The sequence below is a fragment of the Catellatospora sp. IY07-71 genome (assembly GCF_018326265.1).
GTDB lineage: Bacteria > Actinomycetota > Actinomycetes > Mycobacteriales > Micromonosporaceae > Catellatospora.
This window is the reverse complement of the sequence record NZ_AP023360.1, coordinates 5718854-5744140: the sequence shown is the minus strand read 5'-3', so window position 1 is coordinate 5744140 and position 25287 is coordinate 5718854. Positions and strand designations below refer to the sequence as shown.

Sequence of the window (25287 nt, the reverse complement as noted above, 5' to 3'; positions counted from 1 at the left end):
ACGTCAGTCTGCCGTGCCGGAAGCGGGCCGCGCGGCGTCGTGCGCCAGCCGGGACTCGAACATCGACCGCACCGCCGGCACCTGCCGCAGCAGATCCAGCGCATAGGGGGCGTGACCCGGCACGTACCCGTTGCCGACCAGCATCGTCACGTCCGCGGCCAGGCCCTCCGCGCCCAGCGCCGCCGCCGCGAAACTCGTCGCCATCGAGAAGAAGACCACCGTACCGCCGTCGGCCGTCGACAGGATCGCACCGTGCTCGCAGCCGGGCACGTCCACGCACACCACGGTCACGTCCGCGGCCCGCCCGCCCAGCGCCTCCCGCACCGCGTCGGCCAGCGCCACCGGGTCACGGGCGTCGGCCAGCGCCACCACGTCGGCCAGGCCCGCCTGCGCCAGGGCGGCGCGCTCGCGCTCGACCGGCACGACGCCCACGGTGCGGGCGGCGCCGGCCTTGCGGGCCGCGGCCAGCGACAGCGAGCCGCTCTTGCCCGCGCCGCCGATCACCACGACCGTCGGGCTGTCGTACTTCTCCACCACCCGCGCCGTCAGCGCCGGGGCGCCGCACACGTCCATCACCGCCAGGGCCAGCTCCGGGTCGAGGTCCGCGGGCAGCACCGCGGCGATCGAACGCGCGAACAGGATCGCGTGCCCCTCGCAGGGGACCTGCTCGCCGCCGCCGTCCCAGTGCTTGAGCCCGTCGGTGATCTTCAGGGGGGTGAGGGTGAGGGAGACCAGGGTCGCGACGCGGTCGCCCACGCGCAGACCCAGCGGCGACTCGGGGCCGACGGCCTCGACGGTGCCGATGAGCATGCCGCCGGAGCCGGTCACCGGGTTCTGCATCTTGCCGCGGCTGCCGATGATCTCCAGGACCTCGGCGCGGACCGCCGCGCCGTCCCCGGCGTGCTTGGTGGCGAGCTGGCGGTAGCTGGCCGCGTCGAGGTTGAGCCGCTCCACGGCGATCCGCACCTCGTCTGCCCCGATTTCTGGCGAATTGTCCAGACGGAGTGCGGCCTGGGGCAGCACCCCGGCCGGCTCCAGCGCGCGGTGCAGCCCGATCGGTGACGTCATTGTCCGGTTCTCCCTCAAAAAGTGCCGTCTTCCCAGGGAAGCCAGAACCAAATCTGCGGTTAGATCTGTACTCCGCGGGAAATCCTACGGCAGACTAGTTGGTACGCCGGAGAACTTCCAGTATGGTCAACGGCGACCGCAAAGGAGAGGGCCACCGATGAACGCTGGGCAACCCTACGAATACCGACGCGTAGAGCTGATCGAGCCGGACTGGACCCGGTTCCCCGGCTGGCGCGACGTCACCGCCGCACAGTGGGAGTCCGCGCAGTGGCAGCGCGTCAACTGCATCAAGAACGTCAAGCAGCTGCGCGCAGTCCTCGGCGACACCGTCGACGAGACCTTCTACACCGACCTCGAGGCCGACCAGAAAGCCCTGGCCACGATGTCCATGCTGGTCCCCCCGCAGATGCTCAACACCATGGCGCGCGAGGCACTGACCACCGAGGCGTTCTACGCCGACCCGGTCCGCCGCTACATGATCCCCGTAGCCAGCGACCGGCTCACCGAATGGGCCAGCCACCCCCACGCCAGCCGCGACAGCCTCCACGAGCACGACATGTGGGTCGCCGAAGGCCTCACCCACCGCTACCCCACCAAGGTGCTCGCCGAGCTCCTGTCCACCTGCCCGCAGTACTGCGGCCACTGCACCCGCATGGACCTCGTCGGCAACAGCACCCCCGCCGTCGAGAAGCTCAAACTCAGCCTCAAGCCCGTCGACCGCTACGACGCGCACATCAGCTACCTCAAGGCCCACCCCGGCGTCCGTGACGTCGTCGTCTCCGGCGGCGACGTGGCCAACGTCCCGTGGAAGAACCTCGAGTCCTACCTGATGCGCCTGCTCGAGATCGACACCATCCGCGACATCCGCCTCGCCACCAAGGCCCTCATGGGCCTGCCCCAGCACTGGCTGCAGCCCGAGGTCGTCGAAGGCCTCGAACGCGTCGCCCGCACCGCCCGCCGCCGCGGCGTCAACCTGGCCATCCACACCCACGTCAACCACGCCAACTCGATCACGCCGACCGTGGCCAAGGCCGCCAAGACCGCACTCGAAGTCGGCGTCCGCGACGTACGCAACCAGGGCGTCCTCATGCGCGGCGTCAACGCCACCAGCCCCGACCTGCTCGACCTCTGCTTCGCACTGCAGGGCGAGGCCAACATCCTGCCGTACTACTTCTACATGTGCGACATGATCCCCAACGCCGAGCACTGGCGCGTCTCCGTCGCCCACGCCCAGGCACTCCAGCACGACATCATGGGCTACCTGCCCGGATACGCCACCCCGCGCATCGTCTGCGACGTCCCCTTCGTCGGCAAGCGCTGGGTCCACATGGTCACCGAATACGACCGCGAGAACGGCATCTCGTACTGGACCAAGAACTACCGCACCTCCATCGAGGCCGACCACGACGCCGACGTGCTCACCAAGCGCTACGCCTACTACGACCCGATCGACACCCTCCCCGAGTCCGGCCAGAAATGGTGGCGCAAGCAGCTCGCAGAGCAGCAGGCCGACCAGTCCTGACCCGAACGACGAGGCCCCGGCCGCCGCTGCGCCCCAGCCGGCCGGGGCCTCCGCCATATACCCGCGCGCCCACCACGAAGATCACATAGGGTGCCTGGATGCCCCTGCACCACGACACCGACCACACCACCCTCACCGCCACCGACGGCACCCCCCTCGCCCGCCTCCGGCTCCGCGACGACGACGGCACCCCGCTCGCCGACGACGTCCGCCCCCTGCCCGGCGCACCCCTGCCCCTGATCGCCGCCCACGCCCGCCAGGACCTCGCCGGACGGCGCCTGCAGACCCCCGACGACCAGCTCGCCCTCGCCCTGGTCGCCACCGGCCTCAAACTCCGCCGCGCCGCCACCGACATGCGCCACGACCTCGCCGACCTGCCTCCCGCTCCCCCGCTGCCCGACGGCTGGACCCTCGCCCCCGCCGGCTGGGACGACGACCTCGCCGCCGGCCTGGCCGCCGCCTACCGCCCACCCCACCCCGACGGCGGCTGGACCGACAACGACACCCGCGAAGTCCGCGGCATGTTCGAACGCGGCGAACCCGTGCCGCCCCTCGCCGCAGCCTCCGCCCGCGTCGTCGGGCCCGACGGCCGCAGCGCCGGGCACGTGCTCTGCGCCGGACCCGCCCCCTGGACCGACGACCTGTGCGCCTGGATCCTCAACATCGGCGTCGCGCCCCACGCCCAGGGCCGCGGGCTCGGCCGTGCCCTGCTCACCCACGCACTGCACGGTGCCCGCGCGGCCGGCCTGCCCCGCCTCGGCCTCGAAGTCGCCGACGGCAACCCCGCCCGCCGCCTGTACGACGCCGCCGGCTTCCGCACCCGCACCCGCGTCCTCAGCATCGACCTGCCCTGACCGCCCGTCAGGCGGGCACCGTGCCGGCGACCACCCACAACGTCAGCGCCATCAGGAAGTCGTCGCGGGCCGCGACGTCGGCCACCGCGTCCAGCCACCGGTCCACCGTCGACGCCGCGTCACCGTCCTCCTCCCCCACGATGTGCAGCAGCAGGTCCCGCTCGAAGTACGGCACCACGTGCTGCGCCTGCGCCGGCTCCGTGAAACACACCGTCAGCGGATGGCACTCCAGCTCCCGGACACCGGCCCGGCGCAGGCGGCTGCGCAGCGTACGGCCCATCGACGGGTTGCTCATCACGCTGTGGTGCCGCAGCCGCCACAGCATCGGCGTCATGACCTCGGCGGGCAGGCCGTCGAAGACCAGCGACTCCCAGTCCGTGTCCACCAGGCAGATCCGGCCCTGCGGGCGCGTCACCCGCACCAGCTCGGCGATCACCCGCTCGGCGTCGAGCAGGTGCTGCAGCGTGCGCTCGCACCGCACCGCGTCGAACGTGCCCGTGGGATAGTCCAGCCGGGCCAGGTCGCCGGCGGTGAAGCGCACCTCGCCCGCGTCCGGATGGGTCTCGCGCCAGCGCGCGTGGCGGTGCGCCGCCAGGGCCAGCATGCTGCGCGAGTTGTCCACGCCCTCGACCCGCCCCTCGGACCCGACCAGCAGCGCCAGCGAGCAGGCCTCCTCCCCCAGCCCGCAGCCGCCGTCGAGCACGTGGTGTCCCGGCTTGACGTGCATCGCCTCAGCGGCCCGGGCCCGCGCCTCGGCGATGGCCGGCTGGACCGCCGCACGGTCCAGGTACGCGACCAGCCGGGCCTGCATCTGCGGCGGGCTCTGGTCGACCCGTGCGTAGTGCGGCGTGAGCGGGTCGTCCGTCATACCTCAATTCTGTGAGCTGCCGGGCTGCCGCGTCGCGAGCCGACCATGATCAACAAACTTGCCTGACCCGGTGCTGGCTGCGGTTTTGTCGCGGACCGCACACCCCCTACTGGATCCTAGGACGCTAGGAATAGAACTGCGGGGCGGAAATCGCCCGGCGACGCCGTGACCACCGCTAACGTGGCCGTGAAGACCGCCTAGTTGGGAGGATCGGCGCCATGCGTGAGATCGTGCTGGTCCGTCACGGGCAGACCGAGTGGAGTGCGGCAGGCCGGCACACCTCGTTCACGGACCTGCCGCTGACCCCCGAGGGCGAGCGGCAGGCGGCCCGGCTCGCCGAGCTGCTCGCCGGGCGCGCGTTCGCCGCCGTGCTGTGCAGTCCCCTGCAACGCGCCGTTCGCACCGCGCAGCTCGCCGGGCTGGACGTCACCGCGCTCGACGACGACCTGCTGGAGTGGAACTACGGCGCCTACGAGGGCCGCACCACGCCGGACATCCGCGAGCAGCGCGCCGACTGGAGCCTGTGGGACCAGGGCTGCCCCGGCCCGGGCGGCGAGACGGCCCAGCTGGTGGGCGCCCGCGCCGACCGGGTGCTGGAGCGCGCCCGCACCATGCTGACCGCCGGAGACGTCGCCCTGGTCGGCCACGCGCACCAGCTGCGCGTGCTGACCGCGCGCTGGCTGGGCCTGCCGCCACAGGGCGGGGCGCTGTTCCGGCTGGAGACGGGCACCCTGAGCGTGCTGGGCTTCGAGCGGGAGACCCCCGTGCTGCTGCGCTGGAACCTCTGACCGCCGGTAGGGTGAGGCCGTGCAGTTGATCAAATTCACCCATGCCTGCGTACGCCTCGAGGACGGCGCGCGCCGTCTGCTGATCGACCCGGGTGTCTGGACGGAGCCGGCGGCGTACGAGGGCGTCACCGACATCCTGGTCACCCACGAGCACTACGACCACGTGGACTTCGCACACCTGGAGTCCCTGCTGAAGTCCCGCGAGCTGCGGGTGTACGCGCCGGAGGCGGTGCGTGACGTCGCCGCGGCCGAGGACGCGCCCGCGGTCGCCGCCGCGATCACGCCGGTCGCCGCCGGGGACGCGTTCACCGCGGGCGGCTTCGCGGTGCACGCCGTCGGCGGAGCGCACGCCGAGATCTACGACGGCCTGCCCGGCTGCGCCAACCTCGGCTACGTCGTGGAGGGCGTCTACCACCCCGGGGACTCGTTCTTCGTCCCCGAGCAGCCGGTGACCGCGCTGCTCGTGCCGGCGGGCGCGCCCTGGTTCAAGCTGCGGGAGGCGCTGGACTTCACGCGGGCCGTGGCCCCGGCGCGCGCCTTCCCGATCCACGACCGGATGCTGTCGCCGGACGTCGGCTACGACAACTTCGACCGCTGGATGGGCTTCAAGGGCGAGACCGACTACGCCCGCATCCCCCTCGGCGAGGCGGTCACCCTCTGAATCGCCTGCGGGCGGAGATCGCTGGTTCGTGCCGGAACATGTGGTCCGGCCGCAGTCTCTGACACGAACCAGCGACCTTCACGCGTCCGGGGCGGTCCGTAGGATCGGCCGGGTGGTGACGCATCCGTTGTGGGAGGCCGGGGTGCGGGCGGTGGTCGAGCGGGCCGCTTCCGGCCATCGTGGACGGCCCTGGTCCGCGACCGGCTTCACCGACCTGGACGAGCGCGCCTCCCATCGGTGCGGGATCCTGCACGGCACGCCGTTCTCCGTGTTCGCGAAGCTCGACGGCTCGGCGTGCGGCGCGGACCGGTTCGGCGTGGAGCTGCGCGGGCACCGGCTGCTGCGCGAGCGCGGCGGAGTCCGCACACCCCTGCCCGTCGGGCCGGGCACGGCCGGCTCCCCCGCCGGGACGCTCCTGCTGCTCGAGGCGCTGCCTGAGGTGCCGGCGCAGCGGCGTACCCCCGAGCAATGGCGCGCGATCGGCCGCAGCCTCGCCACCCTGCACAGCGCCCGCGGGGACCGGTTCGGCCTGGCCGAGTTCGACGGGTTCTTCGGCCCGCTGGCCCAGGACAACCGCCCGACGGACACGGGCTGGGCCGGCTTCTACGCGCAGCGGCGGCTGCTGCCCCGGCTGCGCGACGCCGTCGGCTCCGGGAACCTGCCTGCCGAGCTGGCCACCGGGGTCGAGCGGCTGGCCGCCGACCTGCCCCGGTGGTGCGGGCCCGAGCCGGTCCCCTCCCTCCTGCACGGCGACGCGCAGCAGAACAACTTCCTGACCACCGCCGACGCGGCCTACCTGCTGGACACCGGCCCTTACTACGGGCATCCCGAGCTGGACCTCGCGCTGCTGGACTACTTCGCGCCCGTGCCCGAGCAGGTGTTCGACGGATACCGCGACGTGCTGCCGATCGATCGCGGGTTCGCGCAGCGCCGCGAACTGTGGCGGCTGCACGGCTACCTGGCCGTGGTCGCCGTCGACGGCACCTCGGCCTTCGGCCGCCCCTTCCTCGACCGCATCGCCGCCGCGCTCGCCCGCTACCGCTAGGTGATCACGGCGCCAGGGTCGTGACACGCCCTCGAACACGCCCCTAAGTTCATGATCAACGCGGGTCAGCGGTCAGCGGTCAGCGGTCGGGGGGAGGAGGGCGGGGTCGGGGTCGGCGGCTACGGCGGAGAGGACGCCGCTGAAGAAGCGGCGGATGCAGACGGCCAGGACGATCTGGAAGATGTCCTGGTCGGACAGGCCATGGGCGCGCAGGGGGGCGGCGTGCCGGTCGGTGATGGCGGTGGGGTCGGCGGCGACCTGGTCGGCGAAGTCCATGACGGCTACGTCGAGCGGGGACAGTCCGGCGTCGCGGTGGTCCTCGACGATGGCGCGCAGGCGGTCGGCGTCGTAGAAGCGGTCGCGCAGCACCTTGCTGTGGGCCAGGGTGCAGTACTCCGAGCCCAGGCGGCGGGCGGCGGCGAGGGTGACCAGCTCGTACCGGTGCAGGTCCATGCCGTCGCGGACGCTGGCGGACAGCTGTTCCCAGGCCGCGTACGCGCCCGGCTGCAGCGCGAACACCCTCAGGTAGTTCGGGATGTGGCCCGTCTGATTCGCGAACAGCGGGGAGTCGGCGGGGGTGGCGAGGTAGGTCATGCGGCGAGGTTAAGCGGATCACGGGCCGGGGCGGCAGGGCTGTCCCCCATCCGTCAGCGCGCCGCGGATTTCCCGGCCCCGGCGGGAACCGGGCGGCGTCCCCCGGACTCGCCGTGGCGTGACCCCTGACCGCTCTCCCCTCCCCCGCCGCCGTGACGGTGTCCTCGGCCGGGTGCTCACCGGTGCGCTCGCCGTGGCGTCCGTGCTGGTGGTGCTCGTGCTGTGGGCCGCCGCGGGCGGCCCGGCCGCGCTGCTCGCCGAGGGCACCGCGATCCTGGCCGCGGCCCGGCTGACCGGGCTGGTCGCCGCCGACCTGCTGCTGCTGCAGGTGCTCGCCATGGCGCGGGTGCCGTGGCTGGAGCGCGCCTGGGGGCAGGACCGGCTGGCCCGGGGTCACCGGCTGCTCGGCTTCACCTCGTGCTGGCTGATGGCGGGGCACGTCGTGCTGGTGGCGTACGGGTACGCCGCGCCCGCCGGCACCGGGGTGCTCGCCCAGCTGGCCGACCTGGTGGTGCGCTACCCGGGCATGCTGCTCGCGGCGGCGGGCACCACGCTGCTGGTGCTGGTGGCGGCGCTGTCGGTGCGGGCGGCGCGGCGGCGGGTGCGCTACGAGAACTGGCACCTGCTGCACCTGTACGCGTATCTGGGTGTCGGTCTCGCCGTGCCGCACCAGCTGTGGAACGGCGCGCACTTCGTCACCTCGCCCGCGGCGGCCGCGTACTGGTGGACGCTGTGGGGCGCCGCGTTCGCCGCGCTGCTGGTGTTCCGGGTCGGGCGGCCGCTGTGGCTGAGCCGCCGGCACCGGCTCACCGTCGCCGAGGTGCGCCGTGAGGCGTCCGACGTGTACTCGGTCTACCTCGCCGGGCACCGGCTCGACCGGCTGGCGGCGCGGCCGGGGCAGTTCCTGACCTGGCGGCTGCGCACCGGGCGGGGCTGGAGCCGGGCGCACCCGTTCTCGCTGTCCGAGGCGCCGCGCGCGGACCGGCTGCGGTTCACCTTCCGAGCCGCGGGCGACGACGGCGCCCGGCTCGCCGGGGCCGCCCCGGGCACGGCAGTGCTGATCGAGGGTCCGTACGGGACGCTCACCGAGGGCCGCCGCCGCGGCGAGCGGGTGCTGCTGATGGCCGCCGGGATCGGCATCACCCCGCTGCGGGCGCTGCTGGAGGGGATGCGGTACGCCCCCGGCGAGGTGACCCTGATCTACCGGGCGCGCAGCGACGAGGAGCTGGTGCTGCGCGCCGAGATCGACGGCATCGCCCGCGAGCGCGGCGCACAGGTGATCTACCTACCCGGCCCGCCGCCCACGGGACGGGTGTCATGGCTGACGGCGGAGCTGGCGGAGCGCTTCGCCGACCATGAGGCCCTGGCACACCTGGTGCCGGAGCTGGCCGGGCGGGACGTGTTCCTGTGCGGGCCGCCGCCGTGGATGGCCGCGGCCCGCGCGGCGCTGCGCGCGGCCGGGGTCTCCGCCCGGCAGGTCCACGACGAGCGGTTCGGATGGTGAGCGATGCGTAAGATCACGTTCTTCCTGCTGGCGACGCTGGCGGGGCTGGTGGGCCTGTTCAGCTACCGCACCAGCCTCGGCGCGGCGGTCCCCCGGCCGGGCCAGTCCCTGGCGTCCGCCGCGCCGCAGCCGACGCGGTACGCCGAGGGCCAGGTCGTCGACGGCGTCGCGGTGACCACCGACTACGGCGTGATGCAGGTGCGGGTCGTCTTCGCCGGTGGCCGGATCGCCGACGTGGTCACCCTGCAGCTGCACACCGCGCACGAGCACTCCCTGGTGCTCAACGAGTTCGCGCTGCCGGAGCTGAGGCAGCGGGTGCTGGCCGCCCAGTCGGCCGACGTGGACACCGTCAGCGGCGCGACCGCCACCAGCCGGGCGTACCTGGACTCGCTGCAGTACGCCATCGACCAGGCGCACCGAGCATGAGCGCGCCGCCGCGCCGGGCCTGGGTCGAGCAGATCATGGGTATGCCGGTCAGCCTGCACCTGCGCGGCCCCGGCCTGTCCGCGCCACCCGTCGCCGCGGCGGTGGATGCGGTGTTCGCGCTGCTCCGGCAGGCCGACGCGGTGTTCAGCACGTACCGCGCGGACAGCGACGTGAGCCGGATCCGGCGCGGGGAGCTGGCGGTGGCCGACGCGCACCCGTGGGTCGCCGAGGTGGCGGCGCTGTGCGAGCAGGCCCGCGGGCGCACGGGCGGCTGGTTCGACGCGATGCTGCCCGATCCCGGCGGCGCGCCGAGCTGGGACCCGACGGGGCTGGTCAAGGGCTGGGCGGTGGAGGCGGCCGCGCGGCTGCTGTCCGGGCACGACTTCTGCCTGAACGCGGGCGGGGACGTGGTCGTGGCCACGCTGCCCGGTCACCCGCCGTGGCGGGTCGGAGTGGAGGATCCGGCCGACCCGTCCCGGCTGGCCGCGGTGCTGCCGCTGGCGGGCGGCGCGGTGGCCACCTCGGGCACCGCGCGGCGCGGCGCGCACCTGTTCGACCCGTACCGCGGCGCGGCCGCCACCGGCGTCGCCGGGGTGACCGTGACCGGGCCGTCGCTGCTCTGGGCCGACGTCTACGCCACCGCCGCCGCCGCGAAGGGCGCGACCGGTCTCACGCTGCTGCCCGGCACGGGCTACGAGGCCCTGCTCATCGAGCCCGGCGGGCGGCGCCACACCACCGGCCGCTTCCCCGGCACGTGCGCAGCCGTCTGACCAGGGCGGTCAGTCGGCGAGGTGGATCTTCGGGGCGCGCTGCTCGAAGGGCGTGGACAGGACGACCGTGGTGCGGGTGGTCACGTTGGCCCCGGTGCGGATCTCCTGGAGGAGGCGCTCCAGGTCGGCCGGGGACGCGACGCGGACCAGCAGGATGTAGAAGTCCTCACCGGCCACCGAGAAGCACGACTCGATCTCGGACAGGTGCGCCAGGCGCTCGGGGGCGTCGTCGGGCTGCGCCGGGTCGAACGGGCGGATCGCCACGAACGCCGTCAGCGGCAGGCCGATCGCGTTGTAGTCCACCCGCGCGCCGTAGCCGGTGATCACGCCGCGCTGCTCCAGCCTGCGCACCCGCTGGTGGACGGCGGACACGGACAGCCCGACCTTCTCGGCCAGGTCCGTGTACGACATACGCCCGTCGGCGGTGAGGGCCGAAACGATGGCCTGGTCGGTCTCTTCCACGGCGCTCAAGCTACACCGCCGTCGTGTTCGGGCGCACCAGCACTTTCAGCGCCTTACGATCGTTCATCGAGGCATATCCGCCCGGCACCCCGTCCAGCCCGACGGACACGTCGAACACCGGCGACGGGTCCAGCGTCCCGGCCAGCACGTCGGCGAGCAGCTCCGGGATGTACGCCCGGGCTGGGGCCACCCCGCCGCGCAGCGCGACGTTGCGGCCGAACATGTCCCCGATGTCGACGCCGGCCGAGCCGCCGTGCGGCACCCCGACGAACCCGACCGCCCCTCCGTCGCGGGCCGCGCCGATCGCGGTGCGCATCGACTGCTCGGTGCCGACCGCCTCGATGACGGCGTGCGCACCCTGGCCGCCGGTCAGCTCGCGGACCACGGCGATCGCCTCGTCGCCGCGCTCGGGCACCACGTCGGTCGCGCCGAAGCGCCGCGCCAGCGCGGTGCGCGCGTCGTGGCGGCCCAGCGCGATGATCCGCTCGGCGCCCAGCCGGTGCGCGGCCAGCACCCCGCACAGGCCCACCGCGCCGTCGCCGACCACGGCGACGGTGCCGCCCCTGCGCACCCCGGCGGCGAGCGCGGCGTGGTGGCCGGTGGACATCACATCGGACAGTGCCAGGATCTTCACCAGCTCGGCGTCGGAAAGCCCGGCGGGGAGTTTGACCAGGGTGCCGTCGGCGTACGGGACGCGCACCGCCTCGCCCTGGCCGCCGTCGGAGCCGGGCTGCCCCCAGAAGCCGCCGACCGGGCAGGAGGTGTGCAGGCTCTCGCGGCAGAAGTCGCAGGTGCCGTCCGACCACACGAACGGGGCGACCACCACGTCGCCCGCGCGTACGCCGGTCACGTCGGCGCCGACCGCCTCGACCACGCCGAGGAACTCGTGCCCGATGCGCTGGCCCGGCTCGCGCTTGGCGACGCCCTGGTACGCCCACAGGTCGCTGCCGCAGATGCAGGCATGCGTCACCCGGACCACCGCGTCGGTGGGGTGTTGCAGGACCGGGTCGGGCACGTCCTCGATGCGGACGTCGTGCGGGGCGTGGATCACGGCTGCGCGCATGTGATGATCCTAGTCGGGCGGGTTGTCCGGGTCAGCGCGATGCCCGGTGCTCAGTGGCGCTCGTGCAGCAGGCAGAACTCGTTGCCCTCGGGGTCGGTGTAGACGGACAGGTCCTCCTGCTCGCGCACCAGGGTCGCACCGGCGGCGACGACCGCCGCCCGCTCCGCCTCGCCGGCGACGATGTCGAGGTGGATCCGCCCCACCGGGAGCAGCTCCACCGCCTGCGCGATCCACACGTCCGGCCCCGCGCCCGGATGGCGCAGCAGCACCGACTCGCCCTCCTCCAGCGAGCGCTCGGCCAGCGCGATGCGATCCCCGTCGACCGGCGGCAGGCCGGTGACCAGGCTCCAGAACGGCGCCATCAGGTACGGGTCGCGGCAGTGGATGACTACCGAGGAGATGTACGGCATGGGCGACACCGTAGCCGGGTAGGCGGGCACGGCCGACCGAATAACCGATCGGCCTTGACATGACGCCTTGGCGGCCGCCTACCGTGTGTAGCCGCTACCGGTCCCGGAACCGGTTCCGTGAGGCGGCAGTGCTGCGGAGGTCCACATGCGCGTGACGATCGCGGACATCGCCCGCCTGGCCGGGGTGAGCAAGGCGACGGTGTCGCGGGTGCTCAACGGCCGGCCCGACGTGGACCAGGCCACCCAGGCCCGCATCCAGGACATCATGGCCGAGACCGGGTACGTGCCCAGCGCCCGCGCGGTCGGGCTGGCCAGCGGCCGCAGCCGCACCGTCGGCGTGCTCGCGCCGTCGCTGCACACCCCGTGGATGCCCGAGCTGTTGCAGGGTGTCGCCGACGGGCTGGCGCCGACCGGTTACGGGCTGCTGCTGCATGCCGCCGCCGGGGACGGCCCGGCGCTGGAGCGCTTCGCGGCGAGCGTACGCGCGCACGCGGTGGACGGCGTGCTCGCCGTGGACCCCGGCGAGGCCGCCGCCGAGCTGTGTGAGCTGCACGAGCGCGGCCTGCCGGTGGTCGTGGTGGAGACCGGCGGGCGGCCGACCGGGCTGCCGTCGGTCGGCGCCGACTTCGCCGGGGGCGGCGCGGGCGCGGCGGATCTGCTGCTGGCCGCGGGCCGGCTGCGCATCGCCATGATCACAGGACCCGCGGCGGACGGGTTCGGCGACGCGTGCGCGGAGGGTTTCACCGACCGGCTGACCGGCACCGGCGCGGTGCTGCGGGCCAGCCACGTGACCGAGGCCGACGGCTCCGAGCAGGGCGGATACGACGCGGTGCAGCGGCTGCTGCGGGCCCGGCTGTTCTTCGACGGGCTGTTCGTGCACGGCGACGCGATGGCGGCCGGGGCGCTGCGGGCGCTGCACGAGTCGGGACGGCAGGTGCCGGGCGAGGTGGCGGTGGTCGGGCTGGGCGACGTCGCGCCCGCCGCGTACACGTCGCCGCCGCTGACCACGGTCCGCGTGCCCTGGGCCGAACTCGGTGCCGCCGCAGCTCGTGACCTGGTCAGCCGGCTCGACGGCGGGTGCCCGGCCGCGCCGCCCGCGCCGCTGGCGACCGCCCTGGTGGTACGCGGCAGCACCCCGCCGGTGGGCCGGGTCCCGGGCCAGCGCACCCGCCGGGCGCGCGCCGAGCAGCTGCCCACGATCGGCGCCGCGGCACCGTTCCCGGAACCGGTTCCGGAGCGCTGACCTGCGCGGATCAGGCCAGACGGGCGAGCAGGGCCGCCGGGTCCAGCCCGGACGGCAGATCGCTGACCTGCCCGTCGCCCAGCTCCACCACCCGCCACGTGCCGTCGTCACGCAGCGCGACATCGGTGGTGACGAACGGATGCCCGAACGCCGCCACGAGCGGCGCGATCGCCGACAGGTCGGGTGCGGCCGCCAGGTCCGGGGTGTCGGGGTGCGGGCCCGTCAGGACGGGCTCGCCGTGCACCCACCACACGCGGGCCTCGACCGTGCGGCCGTCCCGGCGCACGAAGTGCTCGAACCGGCGTACCACGAGGCCGCCCTGCAGGGTGTCCTCCTGCAGCTCGACCAGCCTGGCGAGCACCTGCCGCAGGTGCGCGGCGTCGGCGAGGTCGGGCACGAAACACGCCTCGGCCCACTCGTGCTTGCGGGACTTCACGTAGTCCTTGACCACGGCCGGACCGCCGCCCAGCGGCGCGGCCAGCGCGGCGGCCTGCTCCGTCGTCGGGACCACCCCGGGCTCCCACGGTGTCCACACGCTGCGCGGCGTCACCTCGGCCAGCGCGGCGTACCAGCCGGGCAGCTCGTGCGCGGCGTGGTAGGCCGCCGGCGAGACATGCAGGGTCACGCCCCGCGCCGCGAGCGCCACGGCCAGCTCGGCGTAACGGCCGGCGGGGACCATCCAGCCGCGATACCAGACCTCGCCCAGGTCTCGCGGGATGCGCCGCACGGCGCCCGCGACATCGCCGGCGAGCAGCGCGTCGTGGTCGAGCAGCGCGACGGTGCCGCCCGCCTCCCGCACCGCACGCGCCTGCCCGGCGAAGTGCGGGTCGACGCGGCCGGGGGTCAGCGGATCGGCGCAGAACACAAAGGACACAGCCGTGGAGCCTAAGTGATCGAAGCTCCCGTCATGCCGCTCGGGCACGGCATGACGGGAGCTTCGATCAGGGGCTCAGCGGGTCCAGAGCACGGCGTGGTAGCCGCCCGTGGTGGTGCTGAGGTTGCCCTGGCCGACGGTCTGGCCGTGCTTGTTCACCGCGTGCGCCCGGGACTGCGCGCCCGGGACCAGCCCCGGCAGCAGGTGCGGCGTGCCCGTGGGCGACCAGAACACCGCGCGGACCCCGGACGCGTCCTGCCGCCAGCCGACGACGTGGCGCGCCTCGTTGATGTCGGTGGTGCCCGCGAACAGCGTGCCGGACGGCGTGAACAGCGGCTCGTTCATGTCACCGGCCCGCCAGACGAACGGCACGTAGTACGGGTGACCCGTCACCGCGGCGACGTCGCCGTAGTCGTTGATCGCGGTGCCCTCGGCGCCGAGCAGCCCGTAGAGCCGCACCGTGCCCGCCTGCCACGTCGCGGGCTGGTCCTCGGCGGTGCCGGAGACCATGCCGTACCGGTTGACGCCGGAGGGCACGAACGGCTGGCCGGACGCGGTGGTGAGCCGGCTCAGCACACCGCCGGCCCAGCGGAAGCCGCGCAGCGTGCCGCTGTCGACGTAGTAACCGACGACCACGCCCGCATCGTTGACGTCGACGGCGACGCTGTCGGCGCCGAGCGAGCCGAGATCGATCATGCCCAGCGCGGGACGCCACAGGAACGCGTGCGTGGTGACGCCGTCGGCGAGCATGCTGTAGCCGACCACCCAGCCGTTGTTGTTGACGGCCTGCGCGGAGGCGCTCGGGCCGCCCAGCGTGCCGAGATCGGTCATGGTGCCGTTGCGCCACCGGAACGCCCGCTCCGGCGGGTTCTCACCGGTGCCGACCTGGCTCGCCCCGACCACGACCCCCTGGTCGTTGATGTCGTGCGCGACGCTGCAGCAGGTGCCGGTCAGCGTGCCGAGGTCGACGGCGTGCAGGCCGCCGCTCGCCGCCGCCGGGGCGGCGGTCGGCGACACGGCCAGCACGACGGCCGCGGCCGCGGCGGACATGGTCCGGCGGAGTGTCTTCACGGGCGCTCGCTCTCACTGGGGGACGGTGGACATCACGCCGTGTGACGGCGTGCACCCACGGTCCCCCGTGAAGCGCCGGTCACGCAGTCAGCATGCTGACCGCGGGTGTCCATTGCGGACCTGTGAACGAACTGTCAAGATGCCAGCCGGTGCATCCAGGACTCCACGTCGGACGCGGTGCGCGGCAGCCCGTCCGACAGCATCCGGTAGCCGGTCTCGGTGATGAGCAGGTCCTCCTCGATCCGGAAGCCCATGCCCCGCAGCTCCGCCGGGATCAGCCCGTCGTCGGGCTGGAAGTAGATGCCCGGCTCCACGGTCAGCACGTGCCCCGGCGTCAGCGTGCCGTCCAGGTACGTCTGGGCGCGGGCCGCCGCGCAGTCGTGCACGTCCAGGCCCAGCATGTGGCCCGAGCCGCACAGCGTCCAGCGCCGGTGCAGGCCGCTCTCCTCGTCCAGCGCCTCCTCGGGCGACACCGGCAGGATGCCGAGATCGGCCAGGCCGTACGCGTACACCCGCATCGCCGCCCGGTGGAAGTCCCGGTAGGCCGCGCCCGGCACCAGCGCGGCCAGCGCCGCGTCGTTGGCCTTGCGGCACAGCTCGTACAGGTCGCGCTGCAGCGGGGTGAAGTGCCCGGAGATCGGCACCACCCGGGTGATGTCGGCGGTGTAGAGCGAGCGCGTCTCCGCGCCCGCGTCGAGCAGCAGCAGGTCGCCGTCGCGCACCGGGCCGTCGTTGTCGATCCAGTGCAGCGTGGCGGCGTGCGCCCCGGCGGCCACGATCGAGTGGTAGCCCACCTCGTTGCCCTCCAGCCGGGCCCGCTGCCAGAACACGCCCTCCAGCAGCCGCTCCGAGGTGGCCTTCGCCTGCGGCAGCGCGCGCACCACGTCCTCGAAGCCGCGCGTGGTGATGGCGACGGCCTCCTCCAGCTGCGCGATCTCCCAGGCGTCCTTGACCAGCCGCAGCTCGGCGAGCACCGCCTTCAGCTCCGCGTCGCCCGGCGACGGCGCGACCGCCGTGTCGACCTCGGCGTCCAGGCCGCGCAGCACCAGCGTCGGGGTGTCCGGCTTGAGCGCGGCGAGCAGCTCGTCCCGGTGCCGGGTGGCCATGCCGAGCGCCCGGGTGCTCTCGCCCAGGGTGGGGCGGCGGCCCGCCCACAGCTCGCCGTAGCGGCGGTCGCGGAAGAACTCGCCGTTGTCACGAGCCGAGCGCGGGCGCAGGTAGAGCACGGCGTCGCCGTCCGGCTCCACCACGACCACGCCGTCGCTGGACTGGTCGCCGGTCAGCCACACGTACGCCGAGTGCGGCCGGAAGCGGTAGTCCTGGTCGTTGGCGCGGGTCTTGAAGGTGCCCGCCGGGACCACGAGCCGGTGCCCGGGGAACGCCCGGTGCAGGGCGGCGCGCCGGGCCGGGGTCCACCCGGCCACCTCCGCCCGCGGCAGGTCGTGGTGCTCGGAGTCGAGCCAGCCCGTGCGCATGAACTCGTCCAGCGCCGCGGAGACGGGCAGGTCGTGACTACCGGTGTGGAATCGCTGCTCGGCCATGGCGCAGACAGTACCGTACCCCGGTTGACTCCTTACACCCCCGCGTTCGCCGGTCCGCCGTCGGCCGGTTCAGACCGTCAGTTCGGCCGGCTCCACGTCGTGCGCCTCGATCGCGGCGGTGTCGGCGTCCTCGGTCACCGCGACGGCGAACGCGGCCAGCCCGATCGCGGTCACGTCCTCGGCGATGGCCCAGTATCGGTCCGGCACGCCGGTCTGGGCGTCCAGCAGCGCGCGCACGTGGTGTCCGCCGTAGGCGCCCAGGCCCGCGCCCGCCGCGCCCAGCACCGCGCCGGCGAGGGTGCGCCGCAGCCCGCGATCGTCGGACCAGCCGATGACGCCGCCGGCCAGGCCGCCCAGCGCCAGCCGGGCCAGCAGCGGCCCCTTGTTGAGCCTGCTCGGGGTGGTCGGCAGCTTGTCGGCGACGATCTCGCCCGCGGCCGTGGCCACCAGGCTCTTGCGCACGGCCGGGCTGGCCAGCAGCTGCGTCTGCACCAGCTTGGCGAACCCGGACTTCGCACGGCGGCCCTTGCCGCGGCTCTGCACGGCGACCGCCAGCGCGGCCAGGCCCAGCTGGGAACGCATGCCGGTGGCCACGCCCAGCGCCAGCGGCCGCAGTACGGCGATCGCGCCCATGCCACCAGGCTATGCCGGACCGCGCCCCGCCGCCCGCGCTACGCCGATTACCCCGGCTGGGAGGGCTGCACGCGGGTGGCGAGGAAGCGGGCCGGGTCGTCGAGGATGCCCTGGACGACGGCGCGGGCGGCGCCGATCATGGCCGCGTCGGCGCCCAGGGCGGACGCGCGGACCTCGACCGGCGACCAGGCCGCGGTGAGCACGCGGCGGGACAGCTCCCGTTCCAGGGCGGGCCGCAGCCAGTCGATCAGCTCGGCGTAGTGGCCGCCCAGCACCACGGTGGCGATGTCGAGCAGGTTCACCGCGCCGGACAGCGCCACACCCAGGGCCGTCCCGGCCTGCTCCAGCGCGGCGAGCACGGGCGCGCGGCCCGCGCGGGCGCCGTCGCCCAGGTCGGCGAGCACGGGCCGGTCCCCGTCGGCGGCCAGGCCCGCCGCGGCGCGGATCGCCTCCTCCCCGGCGTACTGCTCCAGGCAGCCGCGCGCGCCGCAGTGGCACGGCGGGCCCTGGGGGTCGATGGTGACGTGGCCGATCTCTCCAGCCCAGCCGTGCGAGCCGCCGAACAGCTCGCCGTCGAGCACGATGCCGCCGCCGACGCCGATCTCGCCGGAGACGTAGAGGAAGCTGTCCAGCCCGGTGGCGTGCCGCTCCCCCAGGGCCGCCAGGGTCGCCTCGTTGCCCGCGCCGAGGTCGAGGCCGTGCAACGCCGGGAACTCGGCCGCGGCGGGCAGAGCGACCTGCTGCCAGCCGAGGTTGGGTGCGACGCGGATGGTGTCGCCCTCGATCAGGCCGGGCACGGCCATCACCGCGCCCGCCGGGACGAGGCCGAGGGCCCCGACGGCGGCGGCGGTGCGGTCAGCGAGCCCGGCCAGCGCCCGCCAGGTCTGCGCGGGCGTGCGCTCGCGCTGGTCGAGGTGGCGCAGCTCGCGGTGGCGGACCGCGCCGGTCAGGTCGACCGCGCACACCGCCAGGTAGTCGACGTTGACCTCCATGCCGAGCCCGGCCGGGCCGGTGCCGGCGGGCACGATGCCGGTGCCGGGGCGGCCCACGCCGGAGCGCGACACGGGACGCAGTTCGGCGACCAGGCCCCCGGCGATCAGCTCGTCCACGATGGTGGAGACGGTGGCCCTGGTCAGGCCGGTTGCGGCGGCGATGTCGGCCCGCGACGGCGGCCGGGGTGCGGCCGTGACCTGGCGCAGCACCAGGGCCAGGTTGTGGTCGCGCAGGCTGCGTTGACGCACCGGATCATCACGGCGCGGCGGGCGGGCGGGCATGGTCTTGACAATGCCACACCCTATAAGTTCAATGGCTGAACAAACAAGATTTCAGGGAGATGACATGACGCAGCCGACTCCGGCCGACAAGTTCACGTTCGGCCTCTGGACCGTGGGCTGGGCCGGGCGTGACCCGTTCGGCGACGCCACCCGCGACGCGATCGACCCGGTGGAGACCGTGCACCGCCTCGCCGAGCTGGGCGCGTACGGCGTGACGTTCCACGACGACGACCTGATCCCGTTCGGGTCCGACGACAGCGAGCGGGAGCGCGTCATCAAGCGCTTCCAGGCCGCGCTGGCCGAGACGGGCCTGGTCGTGCCGATGGCGACGACCAACCTGTTCACCCACCCGGTGTTCAAGGACGGCGGCTTCACCAGCAACGACCGCGCCGTGCGGCGGTACGCGCTGCGCAAGGTCATGCGCAACATGGACCTGGCCGCCGAGCTGGGCGCGCAGACGTACGTGCTGTGGGGCGGCCGCGAGGGCACCGAGTACGACGGCTCCAAGGACGTGCGCACCGCGCTGGAGCGCTACCGCGAGGGCCTGGACATGCTCGCGCAGTACTCGACCGACCGGGGCTACGGGCTGAAGTTCGCGCTGGAGCCCAAGCCGAACGAGCCGCGCGGCGACATCCTGCTGCCCACCATCGGCCACGCGCTCGCCTTCATCGAGTCGCTGCAGCACAAGGACATGGTCGGCCTCAACCCGGAGGTCGGGCACGAGCAGATGGCCGGCCTGAACTTCCTGCACGGCATCGCGCAGGCGCTGTGGCACGGCAAGCTGTTCCACATCGACCTCAACGGCCAGCGCGGCATCAAGTACGACCAGGACCTGGTGTTCGGCCACGGCGACATCGTGAACGCGTTCTTCCTGGTGGAGCTGCTGGAGTTCGGCGGCGCCGACGGCGGCCGGGCGTACACCGGCCCGCGCCACTTCGACTACAAGCCCTCGCGCACCGAGGACCTGGACGGCGTGTGGGCCTCGGCGGCCGCCAACATGCGCACGTACCTGCTGCTCAAGGAGCGCGCGGCGGCGTTCCGGGCGGACCCGCGGGTGGCCGAGGCGCGCGAGGCGGCCCGCTACCACGAACTGGCCGTGCCGACCCTGGGCGCGGGCGAGAGCTACGACGACCTGCTGGCCGACCGCACCGCGTTCGAGGACTTCGACGTCGACGCCCAGGCGGCCAAGGGCGGCGCCTTCGTCCAGCTCAACCAGCTCGCCCTGGAACACCTCCTCGGCGTCCGCTGACCCGGCGCGGCTGCGCCGCGCGTGAAGATCGCCGTCTCGTGTCGAAACCTAAGGCGTCACCAGAGCTTTCGACACGAGACGGCGATCATGCCCCCAGCCGAGGGGCGGCGGGCGTCAGGACGCCGTGGCCAGTGCCTGGCGTGCCTCCGCCGGGCGGCGGCGGAGCAGGTTGTCCAGCGCGAAGGCGCCGGGGCCGAGGACCGCGATGATCAGGAACGACCAGCAGAACAGCGCCGCGGTCTCGCCGCCGTTGTTGAGCGGCAGCAGCGCGATCTCCTGGTGCACGACGAAGTAGGCGTACGCCATCGAGCCGGAGCAGAGCAGCGCGGCCGGGCGGGCGCCCAGCCCGGCGATGACCAGCAGGCCGCCGGCGAGCTGGATGAGCGCGGCCCACCAGCCGGGCCAGGCGGCGAACTCGACGGCCTGGCCGGAGCCACGGTTGCCGCCGAACCAGCCGAACAGGGAACTCGCGCCGTGGAAGGCGAACAGCAGGCCGGTCACGACCCGGAAGAGGGCTAGCGTGAGCGCAGCCGAACGGGCGGAGGACATGGAGGTCTCCTCAGGGTAGAGATCTGGATGTCGTTTGCCCGGATGCATTCCACATTAGATTCAGACAGTTGAATCAAGCAACCACTGTCCCATCGATCGGGATATATGAATCATGCTCACAACCGGCGCATTCGCGGAATCGGGGAGGCGAGCAGCCACAACACCCCGGCGAGCGCCCCCACGGTGGCGATCCAGAGCGTCTCCCGTACCCCGATCGCCGTGCCCAGCGCACCGCCCAGGAGCGCGCCGACGGGCCGGATGCCGTAGTTGATGGTGCGGTGCGCGCCGGTGACCCGGGCCCGCAGCTCGTCGGGGATCACGCTGGCCTGCAACGACCCAGCCGCGGTGTCCAGCAGCATGACGCCGACCCCGGACAGGAACTCGGCGGTGAACACCATGGCCAGCACCAGCCAGTGCGGCCCCTCGGCGAGCGGGATGAGGATCAGCGGGGCCGGGAACATCAGGTAGCCGAAGACGTACATGGGCCCGACGCCGAACCGTTCGGCGGCGCGCCGGGCGATCGCGGCTCCGATCAGCGCGCCCACGGCGGCGAGGCCGAGCCCGATGCCCAGGACGGCGGCGGTGATGTGCAGCTCGGTGGTGAGGTACAGGATGACCAGCGCCGCGTACATGTAGTTGAACAGGTTGATGGTGGTGCTCGCGCTGACCGCGGCCCGCATGATCCGGTGCCGGGTGATGAAGGTGAGGCCCTCCTTGAGGCCGAGGCCGCGCCGCGGCACGGGCACGGGCTCCACGACCTCGACCCTGGCGATCATGACGGCGGAGAAGGCGAACGACAGCGCGTCGAGCAGCAGCGCGAACGGCGCGCCGACCAGGCGCACCAGCACGCCGCCGACGCTGGCCCCGGCCACCGTGGAGAACGCGCGCGAGCCGTTGAGCAGCGCGTTGGCCTGCAGGAAGTCGTCCCGGGAGACCAGCGACACGAACAGTGTGCTGCGGCAGACCTCGAACAGCACGCTGAACGTGCCGACCGTGAACGCGACGAGGTAGAGCTGCGTCATGTCCAGCGTGCCGAGCAGGTAGAGGGCCGGGACGGCGAGCAGGGCGACCGCGCGGGCCACGTCGGCGGCGACCATGATCTGCCGCTTGTACGCCCGGCGGTCGGCCCAGCCGCCGAACAGCAGGGAGAACAGCAGGTTGGGCACGAGCGCGGCGGCGGTCAGGTAGCCCATCTCGGCGGGGCCGGCCGCCGCGACGAGCACCGCGAACAACGGCAGGGCGAGTTCGGTGATCTGGTCGCCGAGCAGCGAGACGCTCTGCCCGGTCCAGTACCGGCGAAAGGGGGTCTGCCGCAGCAGCGGCGGGAGCCAGCCGCGGGTGGCGGGGGTGGCGGTGGCGGTCATGAGGGGTGCCTCCGGGGGTCAGGGCTGCTCGATGGTCGTCACGTAGTAGCCGAGGTGCACGGGGCGGGCGCCGGGCGGCCGCAGCGACGGGTCTGCCTGGCGCGGCCGGTACTCGTCGAACAGCGCGTCGATGCGCCGGGACAACCCGCCCAGCTCCTCGGGGGTGAGGTAGGCGAGGTCGTCACCTGGACCTGTGACGGACCGCCACGCGGGCGGGTCGTCGTCGCGGCGGCCCAGCCACTGCATGGCGCGGTCGTAGAGGCGGCGGATGACGACCGCGTCGAGGTGGTCGGCGGCGGCCCGCATCTCGGGGTCGTCGGAGGCGGCGGTCCAGGTGGTGGACAGCGCGGTCGCGCGCCACGGCTTCTCCCGTGCGTCGGCCCCCTCGACCCGTTCGACCAGGCCGTACTTGGCGAGCTGGCGCAGGTGGAAGGAGCAGCTGGGCACGCTCTCCCGGAGCAGGCCCGCGGCCTGGGTCGCGGTGAGCGGGCCCTCCCGGCGCAGCAGGCCGACCAGGGACATGCGCAGCGGGTGCGCGTAGGCGCGCAGGGCGAGGGGGTCGCTGAGGGCGACGGCAGGACGCTCGGACATTTGCTAAAGATATCTTTAGAAAGATTCCTCTAGAAATCCGGCCCCCACCGTCGCGTATCTGACATACCGGTCCTTCGATCGAGGTAAGTCGATCATGTGTCGAGGCCGGTACCGCCGAGTACCCCGCGCTCAGCAGCACTCACGAAAGTTCTTTCATCGAAGGACGGAGATGCCTGGCACTTCCAAAGTTCTCACAGCTTCTATATACATAGGCCTCAGTGGCTACCGTCACACTCCACTGAGTCGGGGAGGACTCGTGAAAAGAACCCTCGCGGCCGGCAGTGTCGCCCTACTCGTGGGCGCCATGCTGTCGGTGTCGGCAACCTCCGGCAGCGCGGCGCCCGCAGGCGCCTCGCCCGTCGGCGTCGCCGCCGCCGAACGCGCCCTCGCGGAACACCCGTCCGACGTCCGCGCCGCATCGGGCGATGCCTACCGCATCGACCGCAGCATCAGCGACGCCGGCGGCACCCACGTGCGCTACGAGCGCACGTTCCAGGGCCTGCGGGTGTACGGCGGCGACTTCGTCGTGCACACCGGCGCCAACGGCGTCTACAAGGGATCTTCGGTCGGCCTGGAGGCCCCGCTGACGCTGTCGACCACCCCGAAGGTCACCAGCGCCAAGGCCGCCCAGACCGCCCGCGGCCAGTTCAGCGGCACCGTCGCCACGGTGGGCACGCCCGAACTGTTCGTCGACGCCAGCAGCGGCAAGGGTCGGCTGGCCTGGGAGACCGTCGTCTCGGGCATGCGCCCCGACGGCCAGACCCCGTCCGAACTGCACGTCATCACCGACGCGGTGAGCGGCGCGGTGCTCGGCTCCTTCGACGAGATCAAGCACGTCAACGGCACCGGCAACAGCGTCTACTCCGGCACCGTCACCGTCGACACGACCCTGTCCGGCTCGACGTACTCGATGATCGACCCGTCGCACGGCAACGGCCGCACCTGCGACATGAACAACGGCACCTCGACCTGCACCACCTTCACCGACGCCGACAACGTCTGGGGCGACGGCACCAACGCCAACCGGCAGTCGGCCGGCGTCGACGCGCACTTCGGCGCGGCGAAGACGTTCGACTACTTCAAGAACGTGCACGGCCGCAACGGCATCTTCGGCAACGGCCAGGGCGTGCCCAGCCGGGTCCACTACGGCAACGCGTACGTCAACGCGTTCTGGGACGGCGCGCAGATGACCTACGGCGACGGCTCGGGCAACAGCCGTCCGCTGGTGTCGCTGGACGTGGCCGGCCACGAGATGAGCCACGGCGTGACCGAGGCGCTGGCGGGCCTGGTCTACTCGGGTGAGTCCGGCGGTCTGAACGAGGCCACCTCGGACATCTTCGGCAACATGGTGGAGTTCTACGCCGCCGCGCCGAGCGACCCGGGCGACTACCAGGTCGGCGAGAAGATCAACATCAACGGCAACGGCACGCCGCTGCGCTACATGTACAACCCGTCGCTGGACGGCGCGTCGCACAGCTGCTGGTCCACCAGCACGCAGAACGTCGACGTGCACTACTCGTCCGGTCCGGGCAACCACTTCTTCTTCAACCTGGCCGAGGGCACCGGCGCCACCGCGTACGGCACCAGCACCCCGTGCGGCTCAGCCCCGGCCGTGGTCGGCATCGGCCGCACCAAGGCCGAGAAGATCTGGTACCGCGCGCTGGACGTGTACTTCACCTCCAGCACCCGCTACGTGCTGACCAGCAACCCCGGTAACACGGCGCGGGCGTACACGCTGTCGGCGGCCACCGACCTCTACGGCCTGTGCTCGCTGGAGTACAAGACCGTGCAGGCCGCCTGGACCTCGGTCAACGTGGCCGGCAACGACGCCGCCTGCCCGGCGGGCAACGACTTCTCGCTGGCGGCCGCGCCGTCGTCGGGTTCGGTCAACCCGGGCAGCTCGATCAGCAGCACCATCACGTCCACGCTGACCAACGGCAGCGCCCAGACGGTCAACCTGACCGCCTCCGGCCTGCCGTCGGGCGCCACCGCGTCGTTCAGCCCCACGTCGATCAACTCGGCGGGCGGCACCTCGACGCTGTCCATCGCCACCACCGGCAGCACCACGCCCGGCACGTACGCGGTGACCATCACCGGCACCGGCGCCAGCTCGACCCGGACCACGACGTTCAACCTGACCGTCAACGGCCCGCCCGGCTGCTCCGGCACCAACTCCACCGACGTGGCGGTCCCCGACAACACCACCGTGGAGTCGTCCATCACGATCAGCGGCTGCACCGGCAACGCCGGGGCGAGCAGCACGGTCGCGGTGAACATCCTGCACACCTACATCGGTGACCTGGTGGTGAACCTGGTCGCGCCGGACGGCTCGACCTACCTGCTGCACAACCGCACGGGCGGCAGCGCCGACAACATCAACACCACGTACACGGTCAACCTGTCCGGTGAGGTCGCGAACGGCACCTGGAAGCTGCGGGTGCAGGACGCGGCGTCGGCCGACACCGGCACCATCGACACCTGGACGCTGAACCTCGTCGGCGGCGGCACCCCGGCCTGCACCGGCACCAACGGCACCGACGTGTCGATCCCCGACAACACCACCGTCAACAGCCCGATCACCCTCGCGGGCTGCTCGGGCAACGCCTCGTCGACGTCCACCGTCGCGGTCCAGATCGTGCACACCTACATCGGTGACCTGGTGGTCACCCTCGTCGCGCCGGACGGCTCGACGTACGTGCTGCACAACCGCGCCGGCGGCAGCGCCGACAACATCAACCAGACATACACCGTCAACCTGTCCAGCGAGGTGAAAAACGGCACCTGGAACCTCCGCGTCCAGGACGCCGCCTCAGCCGACACCGGCTACATCAACACCTGGACCCTCACCCTCTAACCCCACCCC

General features: G+C 73.1%; 25 protein-coding genes. 11 read left to right on the top strand and 14 right to left on the bottom strand.

Annotated elements, in window-relative coordinates:
• Positions 1-3: 3 nt before the first annotated feature.
• Positions 4-1068: a hypothetical protein gene (locus CS0771_RS25450; protein ID WP_212843350.1), complete on the bottom strand. Its 1065-nt coding sequence runs from the start codon at positions 1066-1068 to the stop codon at positions 4-6.
• 157 nt (positions 1069-1225) lie between these two features.
• Between CS0771_RS25450 and CS0771_RS25445 the strand changes: the two genes are divergently transcribed.
• Complete coding sequence (locus CS0771_RS25445) at positions 1226-2590, top strand: KamA family radical SAM protein (protein ID WP_212843349.1); 1365 nt, start codon at positions 1226-1228, stop codon at positions 2588-2590.
• A 98-nt stretch (positions 2591-2688) separates the two neighbouring features.
• On the top strand, positions 2689-3444 hold the full coding sequence (locus CS0771_RS25440; protein WP_212843348.1) for an N-acetyltransferase: 756 nt from the start codon (positions 2689-2691) through the stop codon (positions 3442-3444).
• A 7-nt stretch (positions 3445-3451) separates the two neighbouring features.
• Here the strand turns inward: CS0771_RS25440 and CS0771_RS25435 are convergent, their stop codons facing one another.
• A complete protein-coding gene (locus CS0771_RS25435) occupies positions 3452-4312 on the bottom strand; it encodes a methyltransferase domain-containing protein (RefSeq protein WP_212843347.1) in 861 nt (286 codons plus the stop codon).
• 218 nt (positions 4313-4530) lie between these two features.
• Here CS0771_RS25435 and CS0771_RS25430 point away from each other — a divergent pair, with 218 nt between their 5' ends.
• The 3 genes from CS0771_RS25430 (at position 4531) to CS0771_RS25420 (ending at position 6806) form a co-directional block, all read left to right on the top strand.
• Positions 4531-5100, top strand: coding sequence for a histidine phosphatase family protein (locus CS0771_RS25430; RefSeq protein ID WP_203743584.1), 570 nt, complete (start codon positions 4531-4533; stop codon positions 5098-5100).
• A 19-nt stretch (positions 5101-5119) separates the two neighbouring features.
• Complete coding sequence (locus CS0771_RS25425) at positions 5120-5761, top strand: MBL fold metallo-hydrolase (RefSeq protein WP_212843346.1); 642 nt, start codon at positions 5120-5122, stop codon at positions 5759-5761.
• A 112-nt stretch (positions 5762-5873) separates the two neighbouring features.
• The gene (locus tag CS0771_RS25420) at positions 5874-6806 is read left to right on the top strand and encodes a fructosamine kinase family protein (RefSeq protein ID WP_244871023.1); all 933 of its coding nucleotides are present in this window, start codon (positions 5874-5876) and stop codon (positions 6804-6806) included.
• A 72-nt stretch (positions 6807-6878) separates the two neighbouring features.
• On the opposite strand, the gene CS0771_RS25415 is transcribed toward CS0771_RS25420, so the two are convergent.
• Positions 6879-7400, bottom strand: a complete 522-nt coding sequence (locus CS0771_RS25415; RefSeq protein ID WP_212843345.1) for a carboxymuconolactone decarboxylase family protein — start codon at positions 7398-7400, stop codon at positions 6879-6881.
• Between the two features lie 118 nt (positions 7401-7518).
• Between CS0771_RS25415 and CS0771_RS25410 the strand changes: the two genes are divergently transcribed.
• The 3 genes from CS0771_RS25410 to CS0771_RS25400 are packed head-to-tail and all read left to right on the top strand — an operon-like array spanning position 7519 to position 10100.
• Positions 7519-8904, top strand: coding sequence for a ferric reductase-like transmembrane domain-containing protein (locus CS0771_RS25410; protein ID WP_244871022.1), 1386 nt, complete (start codon positions 7519-7521; stop codon positions 8902-8904).
• Positions 8905-8907: 3 nt separating this feature from the next.
• Positions 8908-9330, top strand: coding sequence for an FMN-binding protein (locus CS0771_RS25405; RefSeq protein ID WP_212843344.1), 423 nt, complete (start codon positions 8908-8910; stop codon positions 9328-9330).
• A complete protein-coding gene (locus CS0771_RS25400) occupies positions 9327-10100 on the top strand; it encodes an FAD:protein FMN transferase (protein WP_212843343.1) in 774 nt (257 codons plus the stop codon). The genes CS0771_RS25405 and CS0771_RS25400 overlap by 4 nt, the downstream gene beginning before the upstream one ends.
• A 9-nt stretch (positions 10101-10109) precedes the next feature.
• On the opposite strand, the gene CS0771_RS25395 is transcribed toward CS0771_RS25400, so the two are convergent.
• Genes CS0771_RS25395 through CS0771_RS25385 form a run of 3 tightly spaced genes read right to left on the bottom strand, consistent with a single transcriptional unit; the run spans position 10110 to position 12035 of the window.
• Positions 10110-10562, bottom strand: a complete 453-nt coding sequence (locus CS0771_RS25395) for an Lrp/AsnC family transcriptional regulator (protein WP_203743569.1) — start codon at positions 10560-10562, stop codon at positions 10110-10112.
• A 10-nt stretch (positions 10563-10572) separates the two neighbouring features.
• Positions 10573-11625: a zinc-dependent alcohol dehydrogenase family protein gene (locus CS0771_RS25390; RefSeq protein ID WP_212843342.1), complete on the bottom strand. Its 1053-nt coding sequence runs from the start codon at positions 11623-11625 to the stop codon at positions 10573-10575.
• 50 nt (positions 11626-11675) lie between these two features.
• On the bottom strand, positions 11676-12035 hold the full coding sequence (locus CS0771_RS25385; protein ID WP_212843341.1) for a VOC family protein: 360 nt from the start codon (positions 12033-12035) through the stop codon (positions 11676-11678).
• 145 nt (positions 12036-12180) lie between these two features.
• Here CS0771_RS25385 and CS0771_RS25380 point away from each other — a divergent pair, with 145 nt between their 5' ends.
• The gene (locus tag CS0771_RS25380) at positions 12181-13278 is read left to right on the top strand and encodes a LacI family DNA-binding transcriptional regulator (RefSeq protein WP_212843340.1); all 1098 of its coding nucleotides are present in this window, start codon (positions 12181-12183) and stop codon (positions 13276-13278) included.
• Positions 13279-13288: 10 nt separating this feature from the next.
• Here the strand turns inward: CS0771_RS25380 and CS0771_RS25375 are convergent, their stop codons facing one another.
• From CS0771_RS25375 to CS0771_RS25355, 5 genes are all read right to left on the bottom strand, one after another.
• On the bottom strand, positions 13289-14152 hold the full coding sequence (locus tag CS0771_RS25375; RefSeq protein ID WP_212843339.1) for an ATP-grasp domain-containing protein: 864 nt from the start codon (positions 14150-14152) through the stop codon (positions 13289-13291).
• Between the two features lie 75 nt (positions 14153-14227).
• On the bottom strand, positions 14228-15223 hold the full coding sequence (locus CS0771_RS25370) for a hypothetical protein (RefSeq protein WP_212843338.1): 996 nt from the start codon (positions 15221-15223) through the stop codon (positions 14228-14230).
• Between the two features lie 134 nt (positions 15224-15357).
• On the bottom strand, positions 15358-16764 hold the full coding sequence (locus CS0771_RS25365) for an aminopeptidase P family protein (protein ID WP_212843337.1): 1407 nt from the start codon (positions 16762-16764) through the stop codon (positions 15358-15360).
• 69 nt (positions 16765-16833) lie between these two features.
• On the bottom strand, positions 16834-17397 hold the full coding sequence (locus CS0771_RS25360) for a DUF4126 family protein (RefSeq protein WP_212843336.1): 564 nt from the start codon (positions 17395-17397) through the stop codon (positions 16834-16836).
• A 47-nt stretch (positions 17398-17444) separates the two neighbouring features.
• Positions 17445-18638 (bottom strand): ROK family protein, encoded by a 1194-nt coding sequence (locus CS0771_RS25355; RefSeq protein WP_371821469.1) that lies wholly within the window; start codon positions 18636-18638, stop codon positions 17445-17447.
• A gap of 97 nt (positions 18639-18735) precedes the next feature.
• Between CS0771_RS25355 and xylA the strand changes: the two genes are divergently transcribed.
• Positions 18736-19920 carry a xylose isomerase gene (gene xylA / locus CS0771_RS25350; protein ID WP_212843334.1) on the top strand — a complete coding sequence of 395 codons (1185 nt, stop codon included), beginning with the start codon at positions 18736-18738 and terminating at the stop codon, positions 19918-19920.
• A 114-nt stretch (positions 19921-20034) separates the two neighbouring features.
• Here the strand turns inward: xylA and CS0771_RS25345 are convergent, their stop codons facing one another.
• The 3 genes from CS0771_RS25345 to CS0771_RS25335 all read right to left on the bottom strand — a co-directional run bounded on the left by CS0771_RS25345 (position 20035) and on the right by CS0771_RS25335 (position 22424).
• Entirely contained in the window at positions 20035-20469 is a 435-nt protein-coding gene (locus CS0771_RS25345; RefSeq protein WP_212843333.1) for a DoxX family protein, read from the bottom strand.
• A 116-nt stretch (positions 20470-20585) separates the two neighbouring features.
• Positions 20586-21833: an MFS transporter gene (locus tag CS0771_RS25340; protein WP_212843332.1), complete on the bottom strand. Its 1248-nt coding sequence runs from the start codon at positions 21831-21833 to the stop codon at positions 20586-20588.
• Positions 21834-21851: 18 nt separating this feature from the next.
• Positions 21852-22424, bottom strand: a complete 573-nt coding sequence (locus CS0771_RS25335; RefSeq protein ID WP_212843331.1) for a helix-turn-helix domain-containing protein — start codon at positions 22422-22424, stop codon at positions 21852-21854.
• Positions 22425-22680: 256 nt separating this feature from the next.
• Here CS0771_RS25335 and CS0771_RS25330 point away from each other — a divergent pair, with 256 nt between their 5' ends.
• Positions 22681-25278, top strand: coding sequence for a proprotein convertase P-domain-containing protein (locus tag CS0771_RS25330; RefSeq protein WP_244871021.1), 2598 nt, complete (start codon positions 22681-22683; stop codon positions 25276-25278).
• Positions 25279-25287 lie beyond the last annotated feature (9 nt).